This is a genomic window from Halomonas sp. PBN3, from assembly GCF_000475415.1.
GTDB lineage: Bacteria > Pseudomonadota > Gammaproteobacteria > Pseudomonadales > Halomonadaceae > Halomonas > Halomonas shengliensis.
This window is the reverse complement of sequence record NZ_AXCA01000152.1, coordinates 72454-96654: the sequence shown is the minus strand read 5'-3', so window position 1 is coordinate 96654 and position 24201 is coordinate 72454. Positions and strand designations below refer to the sequence as shown.

At 70.5% G+C, this 24201-nt stretch carries 23 protein-coding genes; 5 read left to right on the top strand and 18 right to left on the bottom strand.

Annotated features, from left to right (window positions below):
- Positions 1 to 6 precede the first annotated feature (6 nt).
- A complete protein-coding gene (locus tag Q673_RS26205) occupies positions 7 to 885 on the top strand; it encodes an HlyC/CorC family transporter (RefSeq protein WP_023005654.1) in 879 nt (292 codons plus the stop codon).
- Between the two features lie 22 nt (positions 886 to 907).
- Positions 908 to 2380: an apolipoprotein N-acyltransferase gene (gene lnt, locus Q673_RS26200; RefSeq protein ID WP_023005653.1), complete on the top strand. Its 1473-nt coding sequence runs from the start codon at positions 908 to 910 to the stop codon at positions 2378 to 2380.
- A gap of 112 nt (positions 2381 to 2492) precedes the next feature.
- Here lnt and phaC read toward each other — a convergent pair whose 3' ends face one another.
- The 5 genes from phaC to prmB all read right to left on the bottom strand — a co-directional run bounded on the left by phaC (position 2493) and on the right by prmB (position 7842).
- A complete protein-coding gene (gene phaC / locus Q673_RS26195; protein WP_023005652.1) occupies positions 2493 to 4331 on the bottom strand; it encodes a class I poly(R)-hydroxyalkanoic acid synthase in 1839 nt (612 codons plus the stop codon).
- A gap of 123 nt (positions 4332 to 4454) precedes the next feature.
- On the bottom strand, positions 4455 to 4904 hold the full coding sequence (locus Q673_RS26190; RefSeq protein WP_023005651.1) for a phasin family protein: 450 nt from the start codon (positions 4902 to 4904) through the stop codon (positions 4455 to 4457).
- Between the two features lie 138 nt (positions 4905 to 5042).
- Positions 5043 to 5600 carry a hypothetical protein gene (locus Q673_RS26185; protein ID WP_428252578.1) on the bottom strand — a complete coding sequence of 186 codons (558 nt, stop codon included), beginning with the start codon at positions 5598 to 5600 and terminating at the stop codon, positions 5043 to 5045.
- A 175-nt stretch (positions 5601 to 5775) separates the two neighbouring features.
- Positions 5776 to 6861, bottom strand: a complete 1086-nt coding sequence (gene aroC, locus Q673_RS26180; RefSeq protein WP_023005649.1) for a chorismate synthase — start codon at positions 6859 to 6861, stop codon at positions 5776 to 5778.
- A gap of 27 nt (positions 6862 to 6888) precedes the next feature.
- On the bottom strand, positions 6889 to 7842 hold the full coding sequence (gene prmB / locus Q673_RS26175; protein WP_023005648.1) for a 50S ribosomal protein L3 N(5)-glutamine methyltransferase: 954 nt from the start codon (positions 7840 to 7842) through the stop codon (positions 6889 to 6891).
- Positions 7843 to 7951: 109 nt separating this feature from the next.
- Between prmB and Q673_RS26170 the strand changes: the two genes are divergently transcribed.
- Complete coding sequence (locus tag Q673_RS26170; protein WP_023005647.1) at positions 7952 to 8524, top strand: Smr/MutS family protein; 573 nt, start codon at positions 7952 to 7954, stop codon at positions 8522 to 8524.
- An 8-nt stretch (positions 8525 to 8532) separates the two neighbouring features.
- On the opposite strand, the gene Q673_RS26165 is transcribed toward Q673_RS26170, so the two are convergent.
- From Q673_RS26165 to Q673_RS26155, 3 genes are read right to left on the bottom strand one after another with little or no spacing between them, the layout of a single operon-like run.
- Positions 8533 to 9585, bottom strand: a complete 1053-nt coding sequence (locus Q673_RS26165; RefSeq protein WP_023005646.1) for a patatin-like phospholipase family protein — start codon at positions 9583 to 9585, stop codon at positions 8533 to 8535.
- 59 nt (positions 9586 to 9644) lie between these two features.
- Positions 9645 to 10559, bottom strand: coding sequence for an alpha/beta fold hydrolase (locus tag Q673_RS26160; RefSeq protein WP_023005645.1), 915 nt, complete (start codon positions 10557 to 10559; stop codon positions 9645 to 9647).
- Positions 10556 to 11368 (bottom strand): alpha/beta fold hydrolase, encoded by an 813-nt coding sequence (locus Q673_RS26155; RefSeq protein ID WP_023005644.1) that lies wholly within the window; start codon positions 11366 to 11368, stop codon positions 10556 to 10558. The genes Q673_RS26160 and Q673_RS26155 overlap by 4 nt, the downstream gene beginning before the upstream one ends.
- A 205-nt stretch (positions 11369 to 11573) precedes the next feature.
- Here Q673_RS26155 and Q673_RS26150 point away from each other — a divergent pair, with 205 nt between their 5' ends.
- Positions 11574 to 12521, top strand: a complete 948-nt coding sequence (locus tag Q673_RS26150) for an AEC family transporter (RefSeq protein ID WP_023005642.1) — start codon at positions 11574 to 11576, stop codon at positions 12519 to 12521.
- An 86-nt stretch (positions 12522 to 12607) separates the two neighbouring features.
- Here Q673_RS26150 and sixA read toward each other — a convergent pair whose 3' ends face one another.
- The 8 genes from sixA to Q673_RS26110 all read right to left on the bottom strand — a co-directional run bounded on the left by sixA (position 12608) and on the right by Q673_RS26110 (position 20896).
- The gene (sixA, locus tag Q673_RS26145; protein ID WP_023005641.1) at positions 12608 to 13084 is read right to left on the bottom strand and encodes a phosphohistidine phosphatase SixA; all 477 of its coding nucleotides are present in this window, start codon (positions 13082 to 13084) and stop codon (positions 12608 to 12610) included.
- On the bottom strand, positions 13077 to 14168 hold the full coding sequence (locus tag Q673_RS26140; protein ID WP_023005640.1) for an NAD(P)H-dependent glycerol-3-phosphate dehydrogenase: 1092 nt from the start codon (positions 14166 to 14168) through the stop codon (positions 13077 to 13079). Before Q673_RS26140 ends, sixA begins: the two co-directional genes overlap by 8 nt.
- 111 nt (positions 14169 to 14279) lie before the next feature.
- Positions 14280 to 15722, bottom strand: coding sequence for an NAD(P)(+) transhydrogenase (Re/Si-specific) subunit beta (locus tag Q673_RS26135; RefSeq protein WP_031218017.1), 1443 nt, complete (start codon positions 15720 to 15722; stop codon positions 14280 to 14282).
- Positions 15723 to 15738: 16 nt separating this feature from the next.
- A complete protein-coding gene (locus Q673_RS26130) occupies positions 15739 to 17310 on the bottom strand; it encodes a Re/Si-specific NAD(P)(+) transhydrogenase subunit alpha (protein ID WP_023005638.1) in 1572 nt (523 codons plus the stop codon).
- A gap of 229 nt (positions 17311 to 17539) precedes the next feature.
- On the bottom strand, positions 17540 to 19447 hold the full coding sequence (htpG, locus tag Q673_RS26125) for a molecular chaperone HtpG (RefSeq protein ID WP_023005637.1): 1908 nt from the start codon (positions 19445 to 19447) through the stop codon (positions 17540 to 17542).
- Between the two features lie 97 nt (positions 19448 to 19544).
- Positions 19545 to 20015 (bottom strand): PaaI family thioesterase, encoded by a 471-nt coding sequence (locus Q673_RS26120; RefSeq protein WP_023005636.1) that lies wholly within the window; start codon positions 20013 to 20015, stop codon positions 19545 to 19547.
- Positions 20008 to 20511 carry a PaaI family thioesterase gene (locus tag Q673_RS26115; RefSeq protein ID WP_023005635.1) on the bottom strand — a complete coding sequence of 168 codons (504 nt, stop codon included), beginning with the start codon at positions 20509 to 20511 and terminating at the stop codon, positions 20008 to 20010. Before Q673_RS26115 ends, Q673_RS26120 begins: the two co-directional genes overlap by 8 nt.
- A gap of 40 nt (positions 20512 to 20551) precedes the next feature.
- The gene (locus Q673_RS26110) at positions 20552 to 20896 is read right to left on the bottom strand and encodes a YkvA family protein (RefSeq protein ID WP_023005634.1); all 345 of its coding nucleotides are present in this window, start codon (positions 20894 to 20896) and stop codon (positions 20552 to 20554) included.
- Between the two features lie 175 nt (positions 20897 to 21071).
- Here Q673_RS26110 and Q673_RS26105 point away from each other — a divergent pair, with 175 nt between their 5' ends.
- On the top strand, positions 21072 to 23036 hold the full coding sequence (locus Q673_RS26105; RefSeq protein ID WP_023005633.1) for a transglycosylase SLT domain-containing protein: 1965 nt from the start codon (positions 21072 to 21074) through the stop codon (positions 23034 to 23036).
- Here the strand turns inward: Q673_RS26105 and Q673_RS26100 are convergent.
- Positions 23033 to 23677, bottom strand: coding sequence for a LysE family translocator (locus Q673_RS26100; RefSeq protein ID WP_023005632.1), 645 nt, complete (start codon positions 23675 to 23677; stop codon positions 23033 to 23035). The two genes, Q673_RS26105 and Q673_RS26100, sit on opposite strands and share 4 nt — an antisense overlap.
- 4 nt (positions 23678 to 23681) lie before the next feature.
- The gene (locus Q673_RS26095) at positions 23682 to 24098 is read right to left on the bottom strand and encodes an NINE protein (protein WP_023005631.1); all 417 of its coding nucleotides are present in this window, start codon (positions 24096 to 24098) and stop codon (positions 23682 to 23684) included.
- Between the last annotated feature and the right edge of the window lie 103 nt (positions 24099 to 24201).

Here is a 24201-nt window from a genome sequence, read left to right as displayed (position 1 = left end):
CGACCCATGAGCGAAGACCGATCGAGTAGCCAGGACCACCGCTCCTGGTTCGAGAAGCTGCTCAACGCCGTCACCGGCGACAGCGACGAGCCCAGCTCCAGGGACGAGCTGCTGGAGTTCCTGCGCCAGGCGGCCAGCCGCCTCAAGCTCGAGCAGGACGCCATGATGATCATCGAGGGTGCCCTGCAGATCAGCGACCAGCAGGTCCGCGAGGTGCTGATCCCGCGCTCCCAGGTCACCGCCATCGCCCTGGACCAGCCGCTGGAGGAGTACCTGCCGGTGATCCTGGAGACCGGCCACTCCCGCTACCCGGTGATCGGCGAGAACCTCGACGAGGTCAAGGGCATCCTGCTGGCCAAGGACCTGCTGCCACTGCTGCGCGGCGGCCAGCAGAACGGCCGCCCCTTCCGCCTGGAGGAGGTGGTGCGCCCGGCGCTGTTCGTGCCGGAGTCCAAGCGCCTCAACAGCCTGCTCAAGGAGTTCCAGAGCACCCACAACCACATGGCGATCGTGGTGGACGAGTACGGCGGCACCGCCGGCATCGTCACCATCGAGGATATCCTCGAGGAGATCGTCGGCGAGATCGAGGACGAGCATGACGCCGACGAGGAGGAGGATATCCGCGAGCTGGAGGGAGGGCGCTTCGCGATCCGCGCCCTGACACCCATCGAGGACTTCAACGAGCGCTTCGAGACCCGCTTCTCCGACGAGGAGTTCGATACCCTGGGGGGCCTGGTGATGCAGCGCTTCGGCCACCTGCCCGCCCGCGGCGAGCACACCGAGATCGGCGGCTGGCGCTTCACCGTGCTCAACGCCGACAACCGGCGTATCCGCCTGCTCGAGGCCGAGCGCTGCGAGGCCGACGACCCCGACGCCAACGACTGACGCCATCGCCACGGAGGACCCCATGCCGGCGTTTCGCCTCTCCCCCGCCCTGGGCTGCCTGCTGGCCCTGGTGGCGGGCGTGTTCACCACCCTCTCCGCCGCCCCCTTCCAGCTCTGGTGGCTGGGCCCGGTGGCCGCGGGCCTGCTCTATGCGGGCCTGGGCGCCCTCTCACCCGGCCAGGCCGCCCTGCGTGGCGCCTGCTACGGCCTCGGCCTGTTCGGCGCCGGTGCCTCCTGGGTCTTCGTGTCGATCCACGACTACGGCTATACCGGCGTGCCCCTGGCGCTGGCGCTCACCGCCCTGTTCGTGGTCGGCCTCTCGCTGTTCCCCGCCGTGACCCTGTGGGCCTACCGCCGCCTCACCGGGCCCAGGCTCGCCTGGCTCACCTTCGCCGGCGCCTGGGTGCTGGGCGAATGGCTGCGCACCTGGCTGTTCACCGGCTTCCCTTGGCTGCTGCTCGGCACCTCCCAGGTCGATTCCCCGCTGGCCCCCTGGGCGCCGGTGGGCGGGGTCTACCTGCTGTCGCTGCTCACCGCGCTCACCGGCACCCTGGGCGTCGAGCTGCTGCGCCGGCGCGCCTGGGCCGCCGTGCCGCTGGCCGCGCTGTGGCTGCTGCCCCTGGCACTGCCCGCCCAGTGGACCCAGCCCGTCGGGGAGCCGCTGCGGGTCGCCCTGCTGCAGGGCAACCTCGACCAGGCCATCAAGTGGAGCGCCGAGGGACAGCGCGAGGCGGCCAACCGCTACGCCGCGCTGACCCGCGCCCAGCCCGACGACCTGGACCTGATCGTCTGGCCCGAGGCGGCGCTGCCGATGTTCGAGCGCGAGGCGCGCCCGATCCTCGAGCGGGTGCAGTCCAACCTCGCCCCGCAGACCGCCCTGCTCACCGGCATCCTGCAGCGCGACGGCGAGGGGCTCTACTACAACAGCGTGATTGGCCTGGGCGATGTCGAGGGCGCGTATCGCAAGCGCCACCTGGTGCCCTTCGGCGAGTACCTGCCGCTGGAGCCGCTGCTCGCCGACACCATCGCCTTCTTCGACCTGCCCATGCCGGCGATGACCCCGGGGCCCGAGGGGCAGGGGCCGATCGTCGCCGGCGGCACCGCCATCGGCAACGCCATCTGCTACGAGATCATCTACGCCGACCGGGTGGCCGCCCAGGCACGCCACAGCGAGCTACTGCTGACGGTCTCCAACGACACCTGGTTCGGGCGCTCCATCGGCCCGCTGCAGCACCTGCAGATGGCAAGGCTGCGCGCCCTGGAGAACGGCCGCTACCTGATGCGCGCCACCAGCAACGGCGTCACCGCCCTCATCGATGACCGCGGCGAGGTGATCGCGCGTGCCCCGCAGTTCGAGATGGCAAGCCTCGCCGGCGATGTGCAGCCCATGACGGGCCTGACGCCCTTCACCCGCACCGGCAGCTGGCCCGTCTGGCTGCTCGCCGCCCTGCTGGTGCTGCCCGGCCTGCGGCTGGGCCGCCGCCCCACCGCGTAGGAGCCCAATTCATTGGGCGATGGAGGCACGCCACTCTGCGATGAACCCAACAAGAAGCGCCCAGCCGATCACTCGGCTGGGCGCTTCTTCTTACAGCTTATAGCTTACAGCTTCAGGCTTTCGACGAAGTCGGGACCTCGCCCAGCACCTCGGGGATGGTCATCTTGACATAGCGCCCCGGGGCCGGCTCGAGGATATCCAGCTCACCGTCGCCGGGCTGACGCGCCGGCACCATCTTCTCGGGGTCGGCGTAGCCGTTGTCGGTCATCCACGCCTGCCAGTGGGGCCACCAGGAGCCCTCATGCTGCTCGGCCCCCTCGAGCCACGCCTCGTGGGTCTCGGGCAGCGCGTCGTTGGTCCAGTAACCGTACTTGTTCTTGTGCGGCGGGTTGACCACCCCGGCGATGTGGCCGGAGCCACCCAGCACGAAGGTGACCGGCCCCTTGGGCAGCAGGGCGCCGTAGTAGGTGCTGTTCCAGCGGGCGATGTGATCCTCCCGGGTGGAGAGGAAGTAGCTCGGCGTGGAGACCTTGCGCAGGTCGATCTTGACGCCGTCGAGCTCGATGCCGCCGGGCTGGACGAGGCGGTTCTCCATGTACATGTGGCGCAGGTACCAACCGTGGGTCGCCGCCGGCAGGTTGGTGCCGTCGGTGTTCCAGTAGAGCAGGTCGAAGGGTGCCGGCACGTCGCCCTTCAGGTAGTTGCTGATGTAGAAGGACCAGAAGAGGTCGTTCTCGCGCAGCAGGTTGAAGCTGAAGGCCATCACCCGGCCGTCCAGGTAACCGTCGCGCGCCATCTTGGCCTCGATGCCCTGCAGCACGGGCTCGTTGAGGAAGACGCCGATCTCGCCGGGGTCGCGGAAGTCCTGCAGCGTGGTCATGTAGGTGACCGACTTCACCTTGCGCCCGCGGCGAGTGCTGGTCAGGTAGGCCACGGTGGAGGCCGCCAGGGTACCGCCCACGCAGTAGCTGAGCAGGTTGACCGACTTCTCGCCGGTGGCCTGCTCGATCGCCGCCATGGCATCGATGGGACCCAGCTGCATGTAGTCGGCCCAGGTCAGGTCACGCTGCTCGGGCCCGGGGTTGCGCCAGGAGATCAAGAACACCGTGTGCCCCTGCCCCACCAGCCACTTCACGAAGGAGTTGTCCTCGCGCAGGTCGAGGATGTAGTACTTGTTGATCCAGGGCGGCACCACCAGCAGCGGGGTCCTGTAGGCCTGCTCGGTGCTGGGGGCATACTGGATCAGCTGGATCAGCTCGTTCTCGAAGACCACCGAGCCCGGGGTGACGGCGATGTTCCGGCCGACCTCGAAGGCGCTGCGGTCGGTCATGGTGACGTTGAGCCCCTCGGGGGAGTTGGCGAGGTCCTGGCGCAGCCGGGCCAGGCCGTCGACTAGGTTCTGGCCCTGGGTCTCCATGGTCCGCCGCATCACCTCCGGGTTGGTGGTGACGAAGTTGGTGGGCGACATGGCGTTGACCAGCTGGCGGGCATAGAAGTCGAGGCGTCGCTTCTGCTCCGCCGGCAGCTCCAGGCCGTCGATCAGCTCCTCCACCAGCCGCGAGAACAGCAGGTACTGCTGCATGATCGCCAGGTAGTAGGGGTCCTGGGTCCAGGCCTCGTCCTTGAAGCGCCGATCGCCCTTGGCCGGCGTGACCAGCGGCTCCACCTGCTCGCCGGCCATGGCGCGCAGGCCGTTCTGCCACAGCTGGACCTGCTCCTGCAGCAGCCGCGCCTGGGTCTGCCACAGCTGGGGCGGGTTGCCCATCAGCGACTCGGCCGCCGCCTGGAAGCTTGAACGCATGTCCTCATAGACGGAGTCGGCGGCATCGCTGGGCACCATGCGCTCCAGCAGGTCGCCCATCAGGTGACGATACTCCTCGCCGATCTGCTGGAGCTGGGCGTTCCACGCCTCCAGCTCGGCCTGTGTCGGTGCTTGAACCCCTGGCTGCATTGAACCCTCCCGGTGCGTCGGCTATGCCGAGCCGACGTCAGACAGCATGCGTCGCCGCCCTCCTGGGGAGGGCGGCGGTTCGATCGGTGACCTGCGATGGCAGGCGGGCAGGATGCCGGCGCCTCAGCTCTTGGTGCTGCCGCCGCGCGAGGACTGCGCCTTGGCCGGCTGCTCGCTCTTCTCGGCCTTGGCCGCCGCGCCCTGCGCCTGGGCGGCGGCGCCCTGCTGGGCCTCACCCAGGGCCTTGGCCTGCTCGGTGAAGAGCTTCTCCATCTCGGCCTTGAACTCCATGCTCATCTCGGAGAGCGCCTTGGCGTCCTCCATCATCTGCTCGGAGAGCTGGTTCATCATCTCGGCCTGGCGTGTGCCGAAGTCACGCAGGCTGTCGGCGTCCTTAACCTCGCTGGCGTCGCGCAGCCGCTCGGTGCCCATCTGGCTGTAGCGCTTCATGGACTCCATCTGGTACTGCGAGAGCTTCTCCATGTTGTCCAGCATCAGGGAGTTGAGCTTGCGCATCGGCTCGAAGAACTTGCGGGTCTGCTCGTTGAAGTTTTCGATCATCTTGTCCTGCATGGGGAATCCTCCCGTGATGGTTTCGCCTGGCGGGTGTTGCACCCGCCATGTTGCACTGCACAAAGCCTAGTCTGCCAGCGCCCATGTTGCAAGAGAGCTACAAGACAGCGGCAAGACGATGAAAGGCGAAGGCGCCGCTCACTCCCCGCGCTTGGCGCGCGAGCGGGCGCCGGCGGTGCCCTTCTTCTGGCTGGAGGTGCCGGCCTTGCGGGAGGAGCTGGCCGAGGCGGGCCCCTCGGCCTTCGCCCCCGCCGAGGTGCCGGACTCGTTCGCCTCGCCGCCCGTGGCGTCGCGGCCCTGGGCGGCCGACTGGCCGGCCTGCTTGAGCATGTCGAGCATCATCTGCTGGTAGGTGCCGAAGCTGGAGAGCCCCTGGGACAGGCCCTGGGAGAGTCCCTGGGTCAGCCCCTGCCCCATGCCGGACTGCTGCAGGAAGGGCTGCATCAGGCTCATGGGATCGTAGCCCTCGACGCCGGACTCCATCTGCCGCTGGATGCGATCCAGCAGGTCCTTCTGGAAACCGGCCACGTCGGGCAGGCCCAGCGCCTGGCGGAACTCGTCGGGGGTGAGGTCGAACTCGACGTTGATCTTCATGGTGGCGGCCTTGTCCTTGGGGTCCAGTCCGCAGTGTAGCAGGCCGCCGGTGCCATCCCTCAACGCGGGTGGCACCCGAGAGTGGCGGTTGGCATCCAGCACGGCGAGAGGCGCCCGGGGCAGGTCGGAGAAGAGTTGGTCCGGAGGCCAGGGACGGCGGAGCTAGCGTACATGGAGGCATTCACGGCGCCCCCCTCGACGGTCCGGCGCTCCGGGGCCTGTCACCGCAGCAGCCTCCAGCGCTCTTGTCTGGAAGAGCGCCGAGGACAGGAGAGCCTTAACGCAACACCGGGGTCTCCACCCGAACCTCGGCGTTCTGGGCACGATGGCGCAGCAGGTGGTCCATCAGGGTCAGCGCCATCATCGCCTCGGCGATGGGGGTGGCGCGGATGCCCACGCAGGGGTCGTGGCGCCCCCGGGTGACCACCTCCACCGGGTTGCCGTGGACGTCGATGCTGCGCCCGGGCGTGGTGATGCTGGAGGTGGGCTTGAGCGCCAGGTGGGCGATGATCGCCTGGCCGCTGGAGATGCCCCCCAGCACCCCGCCGGCGTGGTTGGAGAGGAAGCCGTCGGGAGTCATCTCGTCACGGTGCTCGCTGCCGCGGCTGGCCACGCTGGCGAAGCCGTCGCCGATCTCCACCCCCTTGACCGCGTTGATGCTCATCAGGCCGTGGGCCAGCTCGGCATCGAGGCGGTCGAACACCGGCTCGCCGAGGCCCGGCGGCACCCCCTCGGCGACCACGGTGATCCGCGCGCCCACCGAATCCTGGTCGCGGCGCAGCTGGTCCATGTAGGCCTCGAGCTCCGGCACGCGGTCGGGGTCGGGGCAGAAGAAGGGATTGGCGTCCACCGCCTCCCACTGCCGGAAGTCGATGGCGATGGGGCCGAGCTGGCTCATATAGCCGCGCACCACGATGCCCTGGGCCGCCAGGTACTTCTTGGCGATCGCCCCGGCGGCCACCCGCATGGCGGTCTCCCGGGCGCTGGAGCGCCCACCGCCGCGGTAGTCGCGGATGCCGTACTTGTGGTGGTAGCTGTAGTCGGCGTGGGCCGGGCGGAACTGGTCCTTGATCTTCGAGTAGTCCTTGGAGCGCTGGTCGGTGTTCTCGATCACAAGGCCGATCGAGGTGCCGGTGGTCACCCCCTCGAAGACTCCGGAGAGGATCCTCACCCGGTCGGGCTCGCGGCGCTGGGTGGTGTGGCGCGAGGTGCCCGGCCGGCGGCGGTCGAGGTCACGCTGCAGGTCCTCCTCGGACAGCGGCAGCCCCGGCGGGCAGCCGTCGACGATGGCGCCCAGCGCCGGGCCATGGCTCTCGCCGAAGGTGGTGACGGTGAACAGCTTGCCGAAGGTGTTGCCGGACATGGGCGCGTCTCCTTGAGGGGGCGGGGATCAGGCGAAGGACGCCGCATGGGCGTCGAGTTCCTCGGCGGTGAGGGCGAAGACGCCCTGGCCGCCGCGCTCGAAGTCGAGCCACAGGAAGGACACCTCGGGGAAGGCGGCCTCCAGGTGGTGGTCGGAGTTGCCCACCTCGACGATCAGCACGCCGTGGTCGTTCAGGTGGGCGCGGGCCTCACGCAGGATGCGGCGCACGATCGCCAGGCCGTCGTCGCCGGCCCCCAGCGCCAGGGCCGGCTCGTGGCGGAACTCGGCGGGCATGGTGGCGAGGTCCCGGGCGTCTACGTAGGGCGGGTTGGAGACGATCAGGTCATAGCGCCCCGGCAGCGCCGCGAAGAGGTCCGAGTGCACCGCACGCACCCGCTCGCCGACGTCGTGGCGGCCGATGTTCCGGCGCGCCACCGCCAGCGCCTCCTCGCTGATGTCGGAGAGGTCCACCTCGCAGGTGGGCAGGTGCAGCGCGGTGGCGATGCCGATGCAGCCCGAGCCGGTGCAGAGGTCGAGCACCCGCGCCGGCGGCTCCTCGGGGAACCAGGCGGCGAAGCCCGACTCCACCAGCTCGGCGATGGGCGAGCGCGGGATCAGCACCCGCTCGTCGACGTCGAAGGGCAGGCCGGCAAACCACGCCTCGCCGAGCAGGTAGGGCAGCGGCCGGCGGGTGGTGACGCGGGCGCGCACCAGGGCCACGATGCGCTCGCGCTCCATGGGCAACAGGCGCGCATCGAGCACCGCCGGGTCGACGTTCCAGGGCAGGTGCAGGGCCCCCAGGGTCAGCGCCACCGCCTCGTCCCAGGGCGACTCGGTGCCATGGCCGTGGAACAGCCCGGCGAGGTGGAACTCGCTGGCCGCCCAGCGCAGGCAGTCACGCAGGGTGAAGAGCTCGGCGACCAGGCGGTCGTCGTCGAGGGCGAGGGAGGAGGTCGCGCGGGGGGCGTGCGGGTCGGCCAAGGGAGCACCTGAACATCGTGGGGAAAGCGGCGATTGTAACCCGGTGCGCCGGTTCACAGCCACGCCACGCCGGGTATACTGGGCGCCCACGCCAACCGACCCGACTCCCATGAGCCGAGACCGCCACCGCCCGGACGACGACGAGATCAGCGCCTTCCGCCAGGCCCTACGCGAGGCCGGGGTGCGCCGCATCGCCCGCAACCGCGCCGACCCCGGCCGCCCCCGCCGCGAGGACCCGGCCGCCGCCGCGCGCCGCGCCGCCGCCCAGGCCGCCGGCGAGGAGAGCAGCACGGGACGCACCTCCGACGGCCGTGTCGAGGCGGTGCGCCCCTCGGAGTATCTGGAATTCTTCCTGCCCGACCTCCCCTGGCGGGAGCGCAGCCGCCTGAAACGCGGCGAGCTGGCCTGGGAGGCGGGGCTGGACCTGCACGGCTACACCCTGGACGAGGCGCGAGCCGAGCTCGAGAGCTTCCTGCGCGACGCCGGCGCCGAGGGGCGCCGCTGCCTGCTGGTGGTGCACGGCAAGGCGTGGGGGGCCGACGGCAATTACCCAGTGATCAAGAGCCACGTCAACGCCTGGCTGCGCGAGTGGCCGGGGGTGCTGGCCTTCTGCTCGGCCACCGATGCCGACGGCGGCACCGGCGCCGTCTACGTGCTGCTGCGCCGGCGCGGCATGCCCTGATCCCCCCCCTACCTTTCCGGCGCCTCCGGCTCCACCACGATGGACCGGCTGCCCCAGCCCGGGTGGTGGCGTCCCTCGAAGCGGTCGAGCGCCTCCACCGCCAGCTGGCGGCCCAGGGTGATCAACGCCTCGGCACGGTGGAACTCGTAGGCGCCGCACACCGTCTTGGGCACCTCGATCAGCACATCCGGCGGGTGCCCCGCCACCTTGTACTTGGCCAGCGAGGCCTGGGTGATATCGAAGGAGGCGAGAATCATGTCCAGGCGGCCCCAGGCACGGGTGCCACGCGTCTGGCCGTCGCCCTCCTCCTCGCCGCTACCGGCACTGCCCAGCCCGTCGATCAGCCGCCGGGTGGCATCGCGCACATCGTCCATCCAGCCGGTGAGCTGCAGACTGCCCGGGGCATCATCGGCCTGCACATCGCGCGACGCCGGTGCTGAACCTTGGGTCTGGGGCAACAGCTCCTCGAGGCTGATCGGTCGCGGACTGTGCGCCGTGACGTTGACGGCGAGCACGAAGTCGGCGTGGGCCGCCACCGTAGGCGTGATGGGCAGCGGGTTGAGCAGGCCGCCGTCGACCAGCACCTGCTCACCGCGATGCACCGGGGTGATCACGCCGGGCACGGCAATGGAGGCGCGAATGGCCTCCAGCAGCGAACCGCTCTGGAACCACACCTCGCGCTGGCGGGTCAGGTCGGTGGCCACGGTGGTGACCGGGATCGCCAGGTCCTCGATGCGGGTGCCCCCCACCATGCTCTCCAGCTTGGCCATCACCTTGCTGGCCTTCATGGCGCCCATGGGGCTCCAGGTGATGTCCACCAGGCGCAGCACGTCGAAGTAGTCGAGCCGACAGACCCAGTCACGGTAGGCCGCCAGCTGGCCGGCGGCGAAGACCCCGCCCACCAGGGCGCCCATGGAGCACCCCGACACCGCCACCACCTGGTAGCCGCGCCGCTCGAGCTCCTCGATCACCCCGATATGGGCATAGCCGCGCGCGCCGCCACTGCCGAGCACCAGCGCCACCCGCTTCTCGCCGGCGTCGCCACGCCTGTCGTCGTTCATGGCCCCCTCGCCTCTCGCTTCGCGTCCTGCCGCCTCGCGCTGTCGCCTGCGTCTCGCGGTCATCCGCCTGCCTCGTCGCTGTCGTGTTCCGCCCCTGCCGGGAACGATACATCGCTCGCCCCCTCGACCCAGGCGGCGATGGCCTCGGCCACCGCCGCCACCGCACCGGGTTCCAGGTGCAGGTGGTGCCCGCCCGGCAGTACCCGGCGCTCGAGCCCCGGCAGCGCCGCACGGGCGGCACGCGCCCGCTCGCCCTCGCCGAGGATGCCGCCCTCCCCTTCGACCAGCAGTACGGGAGAGGCGATCGCCGCCAGGCAGGCCGCCACCTGGGAAGGGGTCAGGCGCACCGGGGAGGGGCGCACCAGCCGAGGGTCGCTGCGCCAGCCCAGGTCCCCCTCCGCCAGGAGGCGCAGGTTGCGCGCCACCACCGGCCGGATCGTGGCGGCCTCCACCGGGGTCGCGCCGCCCCTGGCGCGCGCAGCCACGGCGCTCTCCTCGTCAGCATAGCGCGGCCCGCGGGAGGGCGGACGGCGGTGGCCCAGCAGGCCGCGCCGCAACTGCCGCGGGGCCTGGTCGGCCGGCGTGGTCACCGCCCCCAGGCCGTCGATCAGCGCCAGCCGCCCCACCCGTTCGGGCAGCGCCGCGGCGACCAGGCAGGCCACCCCAGCGCCCATGGAGTGGGCCAGCAGGGTCGGCGCGTCGAGGCCCAGCGCCTCGGCGGCGTCGAGGACGTCGTCGCAGTAGTCCCAGATGGCGTAGTCACCCGGCGAGTGGGCGGAGTGGCCATGGCCGGCGAAGTCGATGGCGACGACGCGGATGCCCAGGCGCGCCACCAGCCGAGGGGCGAGGCGCGAGAAGCTCGCCGCGTTGTCGAGCCAGCCATGCAGCGCCAGCCAGGTGGGCGCCCCGGGGTCGCCCCAGGCCAGGGCCGCCAGGCGGTCGTCGGCCAGGCGCAGCGAGGCGGGCGTCGTCATGGCGCCTCCCCGATCAGCTCGTCGAGCACTGCGAGCAGGCCCTGGCGGGCCGCGTCGGGGTGCTCCATGGGGAACATGTGGCTGCCGGGCACCAGGCGTACCCGCACCCCGTGGCGGGCGAGGCGCCGGCGGCGTCGCGGGGTCAGCAGGTCGGAGTCCTCGGCGGCGAGCACCGCGTGAGGCACCCGCAGCCGGCGCGGCAGGTCCCCCAAGTGGTCGGGCAGGTGCCGGAAGATCGCTACCTCGATGGCCGAGTCATAGACCAGCACCGCGCGGCCATCGTCGAGCAGGCGGGTGCCGCCCTCCACGTAGTCGTCCAGGGCCTGCTCGGTGAAGCGCCGGAAGAGCCCGCGGCGGCGCAGGTAGTGGCGCATCGCCTCGCGATCCGGCCAGGTGGTGCGCCGCCCCAGGCTACGGCCGGCGGGGGTGACGCGGTCCACCAGCCCCAGGCGCTTGGCGGTCTTCATGGCCCAGGCGTCGAGCCCCAGCATCAGCGGCGGGTCGAGCATCACCACGCAGCGGAAGCGCTCGGGGGCCGCCTCGGCGGCCATCGCCATCAGCACCCCGCCCATGGAGTGCCCCACGCCGATCACTGGGGTCTCGCGGGCCTCCAGGGCGTGGAGCAGCTCGTCGCGCAGCGCCAGCCAGTTGTGCCCCACCGGGAAGTCGGGATGATGGCCCAGGCGGTCCAGGGGGTGCAGGGTGAAGCGCTCTCCCAGCGGCGCCAGGAAGCTGCGGTAGCAGACCCCGGGGAAGCCGTTGGCATGGGCGAACAGCAGCGTGGGGCGGTCGGTCTCGGCGGCGGTCATCGCATATCCTGATCCGGAGGTGGCGGCGGCGCGGGGCGCCTGGTGGTAGCAGGCTAACGGGATTACCATGGTTCGCCAAGTCATCCCAGACCAGCCCCGGAGCCGCCGTGAACGCCCCCAAGCCCCGTGATACCCGCACCCGCAACCGTCTGTTCTTCGCCACCGTGCTGGTCGCCGTGGTGGTCGGCTTCTGGCTGGTGCGCTGATGGCGGCCCTGGCGCTCTTCCGCGCCACCCTGGAGATCACCCTGCCGGTCTTCGCCATGGTCTTCATCGGGCTGGGGCTCAAACGCGCCCGCTGGATCGACGCCGCCTTCGTCACCACCGCCTCCCAGCTGGTGTTCAAGGCTACCCTGCCCACGCTGATCTTCCTCAGCATCATCCGTGCCGACCTGGCGGCCACCCTCAACCCCCGGCTGCTGGTCGCCTTCGCGCTGATCACCCTGGGCGGCTTCCTGGCGGTGTGGGGCTGGGCCGCGCTGCGCGTGCCCCGCGCCGATCGCGGCAGCTATATCCAGGGAGCCTTCCGTGGCAACTGCGGCATCGTCGGCCTGGCGCTGGCCGCCGGTATGTACGGCGACTACGGCCTCTCCGCCGGGGGGCTGCTGCTGGGGGTGGTGATCCTCACCTACAACGCCTTCTCGGTGGTGGCGCTGGCCGCCTATCGCGACGAGGCCCGGGTCGACTGGCGCGACATCCTCGCCCATATCGTGAAGAACCCGCTGATCCTGGCGGTGCTGGCGGCGGTGCCGGTGGCGCTGCTGGCCCCGCCGCTGCCCGGCTGGCTGCTCACCTCGGGCGACTACTTCGCCTCCCTGACCCTGCCGCTGGCGCTGATCTGCATCGGCGCCACCCTCTCCTTCGGCGCCCTGCAGGCCTCCGGCATCACGGCGCTCAGCGCCAGCCTGATGAAGATGGTGGCGCTGCCGGCGCTTTCCACCGGCGCGGCCTGGCTGGCAGGCTTCGAGGGGCGCGAGCTGGGGGTGATGTTCCTGTTCTTCGCCAGTCCCACCGCGGCGGCGGCCTTCGTGATGGCCAAGGCGATGGGCGGCAACGCCGTACTCACCGCCAACATCATCGCCCTGACCACCCTGATGGCCAGCGTCACCCTCACCCTGGGGGCCTTCGGCCTGCAGGTGGCTGGGCTGATCTAGCAGCGCGAGTCAGGAGAGACGGCATCTCCTCTTCGGGTTGCCCCCAGCGCCCCAAGCGTTCTGCAAAGCCCCAGCCAGGAACCGGCTCAGCCCAGATCGGCAGGGCTGACGAAGCGTGCCAGGCGGGCACAGCCCGCCGCCCACACCTCGGCCTCCAGTTCCGCCACCCCGGCGGTGGGGAAGCCGAGGCCACGATCCGCTCGCCCCTCCACCAGCAGCCCGGTCAGGGCCCCCACCAGTGGCATATGGCTGACCAGGATCAGTGGCCGCCCCGCCGGCTGTTCGAGCAGCCAGTCGCTCACCGCCCCGGGCGGGTCGTCCGGCGTGATCAGGGAGAGCGTCTCGGGTTCGCGCGCCAGCGCCTCGGCCAGCGCCGCGGCGCTCTGGCGGGCGCGGCGGTAGGGGCTCGCCAGCAGGCGCGCTTCGCCCACCCCGTCCTGGCCGGCCAGCCAGGTCGCCATGCGCGCCACCTCCAGCCGGCCGCGGTCGGTGAGCGCCCGCTCGGGGTCCGGCGCACCCGGGGCCGCCTCGCCGTGGCGCATGAGCCAGAGCCGCTCAGCCATGCTCGCCACCCTTTGTCACCTGCTTGTCGCCCTCCTGTTCGCGGTGGGCACGCTGGACGTCCTCCCGGGCCAGCACGAACTCCACGTCGCTGCTCTGCTCGCCCAGCATCAGCATCTTCGCCATCTCCTTGGCCGGCACGGCCTTGAACAGCACCTGGTAGAGCCCCTCGGCCAGCGGCATGTAGATGCCCTCGGCACGGGCCTTGTCGCGCACCAGGCGCACGGTGTTGACCCCCTCGGCCACCTGGCCCAGGGCCTCCACCGCCGCGTCGAGGGACTTGCCCTCGCCCAGGGCGTAGCCGACCCGGTAGTTGCGCGACAGCCGCGAGGAGCAGGTGACGATGAGGTCCCCCACCCCGGCCAGCCCCAGGAAGGTCATGGGGTTGGCGCCCTGGGCCACGGCGAAGCGGCTCATCTCGGCCAGCGCCCGGGTCATCAGCATGCTGCGGGTGTTCTCGCCCATGCCCAGCGCGGCGGCCATGCCGGCGGCGATGGCGTAGATGTTCTTGAGCGCCCCGCCGAGCTCCACCCCGTAGCGGTCGTTGCTGGCGTAGACCCGGAAGTAGTCGCAGCCCAGCGCCGTCTGCACCCAGGTGCGGGTCTCGGGGTCGTCGCTGGCGATCACCGTGGCGGTCAGCTGCTTGTCGGCCACCTCGGAGGCGAGGTTGGGCCCGGAGATCACCCCGATATGGGCGAAGCCGGTCTCCTCCTCGAGGATCTGGCTCATCAGCTTGAAGCCCTCCTCCTGGATGCCCTTGGTGGTGGTCACCAGGACCTGGTGCGGGGCGAGGAAGGGACGCGCCTGGCGCACCACCTCGCGGAACGCCTTGGAGGGGATCGCCACCAGCACCAGGTCGGCACCCTCGAGCACCTCGGCCATCCCGGTGGCGGCCACCACCGCGGGGTTGATGGCGTAGTCGGGCAGGTAGCGACCGTTGACGTGCTCGCGGTTGATCTGCTCAGCCAGCGCCGGGTCGCGCAGCCACTGGCGCACCCGGGCGCCGTTGTCGGCGGCGATGCTGGCCAGCGCGGTGCCGAAGCTGCCGCCGCCGAGCACCGCCACGCGCAGGGGTTGGTCGGTCATGGTCGCCCCGTGTCGGTCGGAATCGATGGGCGCAGTGTAACGAAAAACGCCCCGCGAAGGGGGCGTCTCGAGGCGACAGCGCCCGGGCCTCGGCCCGGGCGGTTGGCCGGCTCAGTCGATCTGCGGCAGCAGCGACTCGATGCTGGCCTTGGCATCGCCGTAGAACATCCGGGTGTTCTCCTTGAAGAACAGCGGGTTATCGATGCCGGAGTAGCCGGTGCCCTGGCCACGCTTGCAGACGAACACCTGCTTGGCCTCCCACACCTTCAGCACCGGCATACCGGCGATGGGGCTGTTGGGATCCTCCTGGGCGGCCGGGTTGACGATGTCGTTGGAGCCGATGACGATCACCACGTCGGTGGTGGCGAAGTCGTCGTTGATCTCGTCCATCTCCAGCACGATGTCGTAGGGCACCTTGGCCTCGGCCAGCAGCACGTTCATGTGGCCGGGCAGACGACCCGCCACCGGGTGGATGCCGAAGCGCACCTCCTTGCCGGCGCTGCGCAGCTTGCGGGTCAGCTCGCTGACCGCGTTCTGCGCCTGGGCCACCGCCATGCCGTAGCCCGGCACGATGATCACGCTGTCGGCGTCGTTGAGTGCGCTGGCCACGCCACCGGCGTCGATGGCCACCTGCTCCCCTTCGATCTCCGCCGCCGGGCCCTGGCTACCGCCGAAGCCGCCGAGGATGACGTTGAGGAAGTTGCGGTTCATCGCCTTGCACATGATGTACGACAGGATGGCACCGGAGGAGCCCACCAGGGCGCCGGTGACGATCAGCAGGTCGTTGGAGAGGGTGAAGCCGATGGCCGCCGCGGCCCAGCCGGAGTAGCTGTTGAGCATCGACACCACTACCGGCATGTCGGCGCCGCCGATGCCCATGATCAGGTGGTAGCCGATGAAGAACGCCAGGGCGGCGATCAGCAGCAGGGTCCAGAAGCCGGCACCGTTGAGGTAGAGGATGGCCAGCAGCAGCGACAGCGCCGCGGCGCCGGCGTTGAGCATGTGCCCGCCGGGCAGCTGCTTCGGCTTGCCGTCCACCTTGCCGGCCAGCTTGCCGAAGGCGATCACCGAGCCGGTGAAGGTCACCGCGCCGATGAACACGCCCAGCACCACCTCAATCTGCAGGAACATCAGCTCGTCCGGCGCCTTTGTGGCCACCAGGCCGGCGAAGGCCGAGAACTGGTCGGTGCTGGCCTCGACGGCACGCGCGGCGAGCACGCGACGCCGCTCGAGGTCGGCGCTCCAGCCGACGAACACCGCCGCCAGGCCGACGAAGCTGTGCAGCGCCGCCACCAGCTGCGGCATCTCGGTCATGTCGACCTTCTTGGCCACATAGACGCCGATGCCGGCGCCGATGATCATCATCGGGATCATCCAGCCGTAGGCGCCGATGCCCGGGCCGAAGGCGGTGAAGAACACCGCCACCGCCATGCCGACGATGCCGTACCACACCGCCCGCTTGGCCTTCTCCTGGTTGCTCAGCCCCCCCAGGGAGAGGATGAACAGCACACTTGCCGCGATCGCCGCGGCAGACACGAATCCTTGACTCAGCATGGGTTGTCTCCGCGGTTCACGATTTCTGGAACATGGCCAGCATCCGGCGTGTCACCAGGAAGCCGCCCACGATATTGATGGTCGCCACCAGCACCGAGATGGCCGCCATCAGGGTCACCAGGCCGTTGCCCGAGCCGATCTGCAGGATCGCGCCCAGGATGATGATCCCGGAGATGGCGTTGGTCACCGCCATCAGCGGCGTGTGCAGGGAGTGGCTGACCCCCCAGATCACCTGGAAGCCGACGAAGCAGGCCAGGGCGAAGACGATGAAGTGCTGCATGAAGGAGGCCGGGGCCACCTGGCCGAGCAGCAGCATCAGCGCGCCGCCGACGCCGAGCAGGGTCACCTGGCGCTTGGTCTGGGCCTTGAAGGCGGCGTGCTCGGCGGCCTTCCTCTCCTCGGGGGTCGGCTCCTTCTCCTTGGGCTTGGGCTTCGCCGCGGCGATCGCCTTCACCTTGGGCGGCGGCGGTGGGAAGGTGACCTCGCCCTGGTGGGTCACCGTGGCGCCACGGATGACGTCGTCCTCCATGTCGTGGACGATCTGGCCATCCTTCTCCGGCGTCAGGTCGGTGAGCATGTGGCGGATGTTGGTGGCGTAGAGCAGCGACGACTGGGTCGCCATGCGCGACGGGAAGTCGGTGTAGCCGACCACGGTCACGCCGTTCTCGGTCACCACCTTCTCGTCAGGCACCGTGAGGTCGCAGTTGCCGCCCTTCTCGGCCGCCAGGTCGACGATCACCGAGCCGGGCTTCATGGCCTTGACCATGTCCTCGAGCCACAGCTTGGGCGCGGGGCGGCCGGGAATCAGCGCGGTGGTGATGACGATGTCCACGTCCGGTGCCTGCTCGCGGAAGCACTCCAGCTGCTTCTCGCGGAACTCGGGGCTGGAGGGCGCGGCATAGCCGCCGGTCTCGGCACCGTCCTGGCTCTCATCGAAGTCGAGGAACAGGAACTCGGCGCCCATGGACTCGATCTGCTCGGCCACCTCGGGACGCACATCGAAGGCGCGCACCACGGCACCCAGGCTGGTGGCGGTGCCGATGGCGGCGAGGCCCGCCACGCCGGCACCCACCACCAGCACCTTGGCCGGCGGCACCTTGCCGGCGGCGGTCACCTGGCCGGTGAAGAAGCGTCCGAAGTTGTTGCCCGCCTCGATCACCGCGCGATAGCCGGCGATGTTGGCCATGGAGGAGAGGGCGTCCATCTTCTGGGCCCGCGAGATGCGCGGCACCATGTCCATGGCCACCACGGTGGCGCCCTGGGCACGGCACTTCTCCAGCAGCTCCTCGTTCTGGGCCGGCCAGAAGAAGCTGATCAGGGTCTGCCCCTGGCGCAGGTGCTTGACCTCCGCCTCCTCGGGCTCACGGACCTTGATCACCACCTCGGCCTCGTTCCACAGCGCCTCGGCGCCGTCGACCACGGTCACGCCGGCGTCGCGATAGGCCTGGTCGTCGAAGCCGGCGGCCACGCCGGCACCGCTCTCGATCAGGCAGTCATGTCCAAGCTTCTGGATGAACTGCGCGCTGTCAGGGGTCAGCGCCACACGCGCCTCGCCCTTGGCGAGCTCCCTGGGTGCACCAATCTTCACGTTGGATCTCCCGGTTGGTTATTGAATTCTTGCATAGGTCAGACCGGATATTCATACCGGACAATGCCGCATTGCACAACCGTCGAAAATGCGTCGAAGGCGATGAAAAGGCAAGCATCCGGGGCAGAAACGTCTCGACAACGGTGCGCCGCGGGAGGCAGGAAGGCAAGGGCAAAAGCGCGCAGGCCGCCCGAAGGCGGCCTGCAGCGGAGAAGGTGACGCGGTGGGGTCAGGCGCTCAGCAGGGCGTTGAGGCGCTTGACGTAGACGGCCGGGTCATCGAGGTGACCGCCCTCGGCGATGATCGCCTGGTCGAGCAGCACATGGGCCAGGTCGGCGAAGCCCTCGCCCTCGGTCTGCTCCAGGCGCGCCACCAGCGCGTGCTCGGGGTTGAGCTCGAGGATCGGCTTGACCTCCGGCACCTTCTGGCCGGCGGCCTCCATGAGGCGGCGCATCTGGAAGCCCATCTCGTGCTCGGGCAGCACCACGCAGGCCGGCGAATCGGTGAGACGGTGGGTCACCTTGACCTCCTGGACGCTCTCGCCCAGCGCCTCGCGGACCCGCTTGACCAGGTCTTCCTTGGCCTTGGCGGTCTCCTCCTGGGCCTTCTTCTCCTCCTCGCCCTCGATCTCGCCGAGGTCGAGCTCGCCCTTGGCGACATCGACGAAGCTCTTGCCGTCGTACTCGTGGAGGTGGCTCATCAGCCACTCGTCGATGCGGTCGTGCAGCAGCAGCACCTCGATGCCCTTCTTACGGAAGATCTCCAGGTGTGGGCTGGACTTCGCCGCATTGAAGCCGTCGGCGACGATGTAGTAGATCTTCTGCTGCCCCTCCGGCATGCGCTCGACGTAGTCGGCCAGGGACTGGTCCTGGGTGGCGCTGTCGGTGTGGGTAGTGGAGAAGCGCAGCAGGCCGGCGATCTTCTCGCGGTTGGCGAAGTCCTCCGCCGGCCCCTCCTTGAGCACGCTGCCGAAGGTGTTCCAGAAGGTCTGGTAAGCCTCCTGGTCCTTGGCCAGCTTCTTGAGCATGTCCAGCGCGCGCTTGGTCAGCGCGGACCTGATCTTCTCGACCTGGGGGTCCTGCTGCAGCAGCTCGCGGGAGACGTTGAGCGACAGGTCGCGGGTATCCAGCACGCCCTTGATGAAGCGCAGGTAGAGCGGCAGGAACTGCTCCGCGTCGTCCATGATGAAGACGCGCTGCACGTAGAGCTTCACGCCCCGGGCGCCGTCGCGCTCATAGAGGTCGAAGGGCGCGCGGCCCGGCACGTAGAGCAGGCTAGTGTACTCGAGCTTGCCCTCGACCTTGTTGTGGCTCCAGGTCAGCGGGTCCGAGAAGTCGTGGGCCACGTGCTTGTAGAAGGCCTTGTACTCCTCGTCGGAGATCTCGCCCTTGGGGCGCACCCACAGCGCGGTGGCCTCGTTGACGGTCTCCCAGGTGACCGTCTCGCTGCCCTCGATCTCGTTGCCCTCCTCGTCGCGGGCGGTCTCGACCTTGGGCATGCGCACCGGCACCTCGATATGGTCGGAGTACTTGCGCACCAGGCTCTGCAAGCGGAAGTCGTCGGCGAACTCCTGGGCATCGGCCTTGAGGTGCAGCACGATCTCGGTGCCGTGGGCCTCGCGCTCGACATCGGCGACGGTGAACTCGCCCTCGCCCTTCGAGCGCCACTCGACGCCCTCGTCCCGCGCGCTGCCCGCCTTGCGGGTACGCACCGTGACCTCGTCGGCGACGATGAAGCCGGAGTAGAAGCCCACCCCGAACTGGCCGATCAGGCGGGCGTCCTTCTGCTGCTCGCCGGAGAGCTGCTTGAGGAACTCGGCGGTGCCGGAGCGGGCGATGGTGCCGAGGTTACTGATCACCTCGTCGCGGCTCATGCCGATGCCGTTGTCGCGCACGGTGACGGTGCCCGCCTCGGCGTCGTGCTCGATCTCGATGCGCAGCTCGCTGTCACCCTCGTAGAGGGCGTCGTCGTCCAGCGCCGCGTAGCGCAGCTTGTCGCAGGCATCGGCGGCGTTGGAGATCAGCTCGCGCAGGAAGATCTCCCGGTTGGAATACAGGGAGTGGATCATCAGGTGGAGCAGCTGCTTCACCTCGGTCTGGAAGCCGAGGGTCTCCTCGTGGTGCGTCGCGGTGGTCATGTGGCGTGAACCCCTCTCTCTTCTCGACATGACGGCATGTGGGTAACCGGCAGTCGATATGGGGGTCGGTGGACGCTTTTCAAGGCGGCAGGAGGGCTCAACGATCCTCGGCGTCGGGCTCACCCAGCACGAAGTGCAGTCGCGCGGTGGCCACCGGGGCCGTCTCCCGCGCCTGCCAGGCGCTGACCGTGACATTGGCCAGCCGGCGCCCCTCGCGCAGCAGCTCGCAGCGGGCGAAGGTGGGCGCGAGGCGCGCGGCGCGCAGGTAATCGATGGAGAGGTCCACCACCCGCGGCAGGCGCGGCTCGCGGGTGGCCAGCATCAGGTCGAGGGTCGCGGCGGTCTCCATGAAGGCCGCCACCACGCCGCCGTGCAGTGCCGGCAGCATGACGTTGCCGACGTTGCCCGGGTGCGGCTCGAGGCGGTAGCGCAGGCCGTCGCCCGTGGGATCGGGCTCGGCGCTGACGCCGATGCGCCGGGCGTAGGGGATCAGCGCCAGCCAGGCGGCCAGGTCGCGGTCGTCGCGGGTGCGCGCCAGCCAGGCGGCGCGATGAAAGCCCTCAGGCATGGGAGGCCTCCTCGGCAAACAGCGCCGCGGCGAAACCGGGCGGGGTGTTGCGCGGCCCCAGGCGCACGAAGTTGCCGACGGCCCGGGCGACGTCGCCGTGCCCCGCCTGCCAGACGCGCCCCTCGGTGAAGACGATGGAGGCGGTGACCCGTCGGGTCCAGGCCTCCACCTCGAGCGGCTCGCCGGCCAACGCCGGGCGATAGTGGTCGACGCGCAGGTCCAGGGTCGGACACACCTCGGGGGCGGGCAGGGCCGGCAGCACCGCCGAACCGCAGGCGGTATCCAGCAGCATGGTCAGCACGCCGCCATGCACCAGGCCGCGCACGGCGTCGCCGGTAAGGTCCGTGTGCCAGGGCAGGCGCATGCGCACCCCCTCGGGGCCGGCCGCGAGCACCTCGAGGCCCAGCTCCCGGGTGTGGGGGATCACCGTCACGAAGCGGGTCAGGGCACGCCGCCAGTCGGCGGCGTCGGGCGAGGCATCGGTGGGGAACGTCATGCGGGTCGGGCTCGTCTCGCGGGTCGATCAAACGATCGTATCAGGTCATGGAGGCGTCGTCCTCGTTGGCGCCCACCCCGCCCTCGCGCCAGGCGCGATAGGGAGCCAGGGCGGCGTCGACCCGGGTCAGCAGCCAGCCGACGATCACCGCGTCGTCGAGCACCCCCACCAGCACCAGGACGTCGGGGATCAGGTCCAGCGGCGAGACCAGATAGGCCAGCGCCGCCAGCATCCACAGCATGGCCGGCCAGGGCACCGGGCGGTAGCGCCCGCGCAGCACGTCCCTGAGCATCGGCACGAACAGCCGCAGTGCCCGGGCGATCTGCGCCAGCACCCGGGAGCGGCGCCGCAGCCGCGTCTTCAGGTTGCCACCCTTCTGCGCCATGGGCCTTCTCCTTGTCCGTCGCGGCAAACTCCGCTATCAAGGCAGGAAGGTACCACAGGCGATCCGCGCCCGCCGCGCCCCCTCGCGGGCCTGTCGTGACCGGGCGACACTATCCCGCCGCCCCGCCCCTGGGCGAGGATGAGGCATCGTGCAACGTTCTGCTGGAGGCTTCGCCATGTTCCTGCGCCCCACCCTGCTCTCCTGGCGCGGCCTGGCCGTCGCCGCCCTGGCCTGCCTGCCGCTGGCCTGGCCGCCCCAGGCCGCCCAGGCCGATGACCGCGCCATGCGCGAGGCCCTGGCGGCCGCCCGGGCCGGCGACTGGCCCGCGGTCGACCAGGCCGCCATCCAAGACCACCCGCTGGCCGGCTACGTGGCCTACCATCGCCTGCGCGACCGCCTCCCCGAGGTCGCCCCCGGTGAGGTGCTCGACTTCATCGACCGCCACGCCGACTCGCCCCTGGCCGAGTGGCTGCGCGGCCAGGCCATCGCCCAGTACGGCCATGCCGGGCGTCGCGCCCACCTGCTGACGGTGGCCGACGGCGAGCCGGAGGGCACCGCGCGTCGCTGCTACTACTACACCGCCCTGCTCGACCGCGATCCCGCCATGGCCGCCGAGGGTGGGCGTGAGCTGTGGCGCGTCGGGCGCTCCCAGCCCGACGCCTGTGACACCCTTTTCGATACCCTGCGCGCCCGTGGCGAGATCGGTGAGTCGGAGATCTGGGAGCGCCAGATGCTCGCCTGGCAGGCCGGCGAGAGCGGCCTGGCACGCTACCTGGGGCGGCTGCTGGGCAGCCGCTGGCAGGGCGCCCTCGCCGCCGTCGAGCGGGTGCAGCAGTCGTTCGCCACGGTGACCCAGGTGCCCCGCTGCCTGGGCCCCGACTGTGCGGGCAGCGGCCCCTTCTTCGCCGCCGCCCTGCACGGCTACGTGCGTGCCGACACCGAACAGGCCCTGGCGGCCTGGCGCCAGATCGCCCCGCAGCTGGCGATCGCCCCCGAGCACCGCCGGGCCATCGAGCGCGACCTGATCTTCTACTCGCTGGTGCGCGAGGTACGCGAGAACCGCGCCTGGGTGGATGCCGCCCTCCCCCAGCTGCCCGCCCCGGAGCTCCTCGAGCTTCGCGTGCGCACCGCCCTTGCCGAGCGCGACTGGCGCGGGGTGCTGGCATGGCTCGCCGAGATGGATGCCGAGACCCGCGATGACGCCCGCTGGCACTACTGGGCCGCCCGCGCCCAGGAGCAGCTGGGGCGCGACAGCGAGGCCCGGGCGGCCTACGCCCGGGCGGCCGAGGAGCGCAGCTTCTTCGGCTTCGCCGCCGCCGACCGCCTGGGCCAGCCCTACGCCTTGAACCTGGAGCGCAACGCCATCGGCGAGGCCGAGCGTCGCGAGGTGGCCGACTGGCCGGTGGTGCGCCGCACCGAGGCGCTGATGCGCATCGGCGAGCCGGGACTCGCCGCCAGCGAGTGGTACGCCGCGGTGCGCCGCGCCGGCCCGCGCGAGGTGCGCGCCCTGGGCGACTACGCCGCCCGCCGTGGCTGGCACGCCAAGCTGGTGCAGACCACCATCGCCGGGCAGCTGTGGGATGCCCTGGCGTGGCGCTTCCCCGAGGCCTACCGCGAGCACTTCCTGCACTGGGGGCGGATGACCGGGGTCGACCCCTACCTGCTGATGGGCATCGCCCGGCGCGAGAGCGCCTACAACCCTGAGGCGCTCTCGCCGGCCGGCGCCCGCGGCCTGATGCAGGTGATGCCCGGCACCGCCACCCAGCTGGCCCGCCAGCTCGGCATCGGCGACCCCGGCCCCTACGGCGTGCTCGACCCCGAGCTCAACATTCGCCTGGGCAGCACCTACATCCGCGACATGCTGGAACGCTACCGGGGCAACCGCCTGGCCGCGGCGGCGGCCTACAACGCCGGCCCCGGCCGCGTGGACCGCTGGCTGGAGGAGAGTGCCGGCAGCGAGTTCGACCTCTTCGTCGAGCGCATCCCCTTCCGCGAGACCCGCCGCTACGTCAAGGCGGTACTCACCTACCGGGCGATCTTCGAGAGCCTGGCCAACGGCGGCGACAGCACGGGGGTCGCGATGCTCAGCGACGCCGAGAAGGCGGTGCGCTACGACGGCTCGCTGCTGGCCCGCAACTAGCCGGGCTGGCGTTCCAGCGCCAGCTTGATGCCGAAGGCGATGAGCACGGCGCCGGTCACGCCGTTGAGCCAGCGGGCGAAGGCGGCGCTGGCCAGCAGCCGGCCGGCGCCGCCCACCATCAGCGCCACCCCCACCTGCCAGAGGTTGGCGATCACGAAGTGCACCCCGGCCAGGAACAGCGACTTGGCCAGTGCCGGGTCGCCGGGGGCGATGAACTGCGGCAGGAAGGCCATGTAGAAGACCACCGTCTTGGGGTTGAGCACATTGGAGAGCAGCCCCTCGCGCAGCGGCCGCCAGACGGGCACCGTCTGGCGTGCCCCGCTTACCCCGGCTACCGGCAGCCCCTGGCCGCGCCGCGCCGCGAGGAGCGCCTGGAGCCCCAGCCAGATCAGGTAGGCGGCCCCCGCCAGCTTGAGCACGCCGAAGGCCCAGGCCGACTGCAGCAGGATCAGCGAGATCCCCAGCGCCGAGACCGCGGCGTGCACGAAGAGCCCGCAGCAGATCGCCAGGCTGGTGAGCACCCCGTCGCGCACCCCGCCGCGGGCGGTGTTGCGGATCACCAGCAGGGTGTCCACTCCCGGGGTGACGGAAAGCAGGGTGATCGCCACCAGGAAGGGCCAGAACTGCGCATCGACCAGCATGGCGCTAGCCCGCCCGGCGCGCGTGGCGCATCGAGATCTGGTCGTTGAGGGTCCAGAAGTCGTACAGCACCCCCAGCCCCAGCAGGCCGAAGGTGAGCAGGTAGAGGATCCCGGTGAGCCACTTGCCCTGGTAGAAGCGGTGCAGGCCGAACACCCCGAGGAAGGTCAGCAGCAGCCAGGCCAGGGAATAGTTGATGGGCCCGGCGGTGAAGCGCAGGTCCGCCTGGCGATCCATGGAAGGGATCAGGAAGAGGTCGATCAGCCAGCCGATGCCCAGCAGGCCGAGGGTGAAGAACCATAGGGTGCCGGTCACCGGCTTGCCGTAGTAGAAGCGGTGGGCCCCCAGGAAGCCGAACAGCCAGAGCAGGTAGCCGAGCAGCTTGCTGTGGGTGTCGCGAGGGGCGATGGCGGTATGGGTCATGTCGATCTCGAAACGGGTGAAGGGAGGTGGCCGGGCGTGCTGGACGCTTCCGGGGTTTCCAACTAGAGTGACCTTGCGGGCTCGGTAGCGGCTCCCGGCGTCC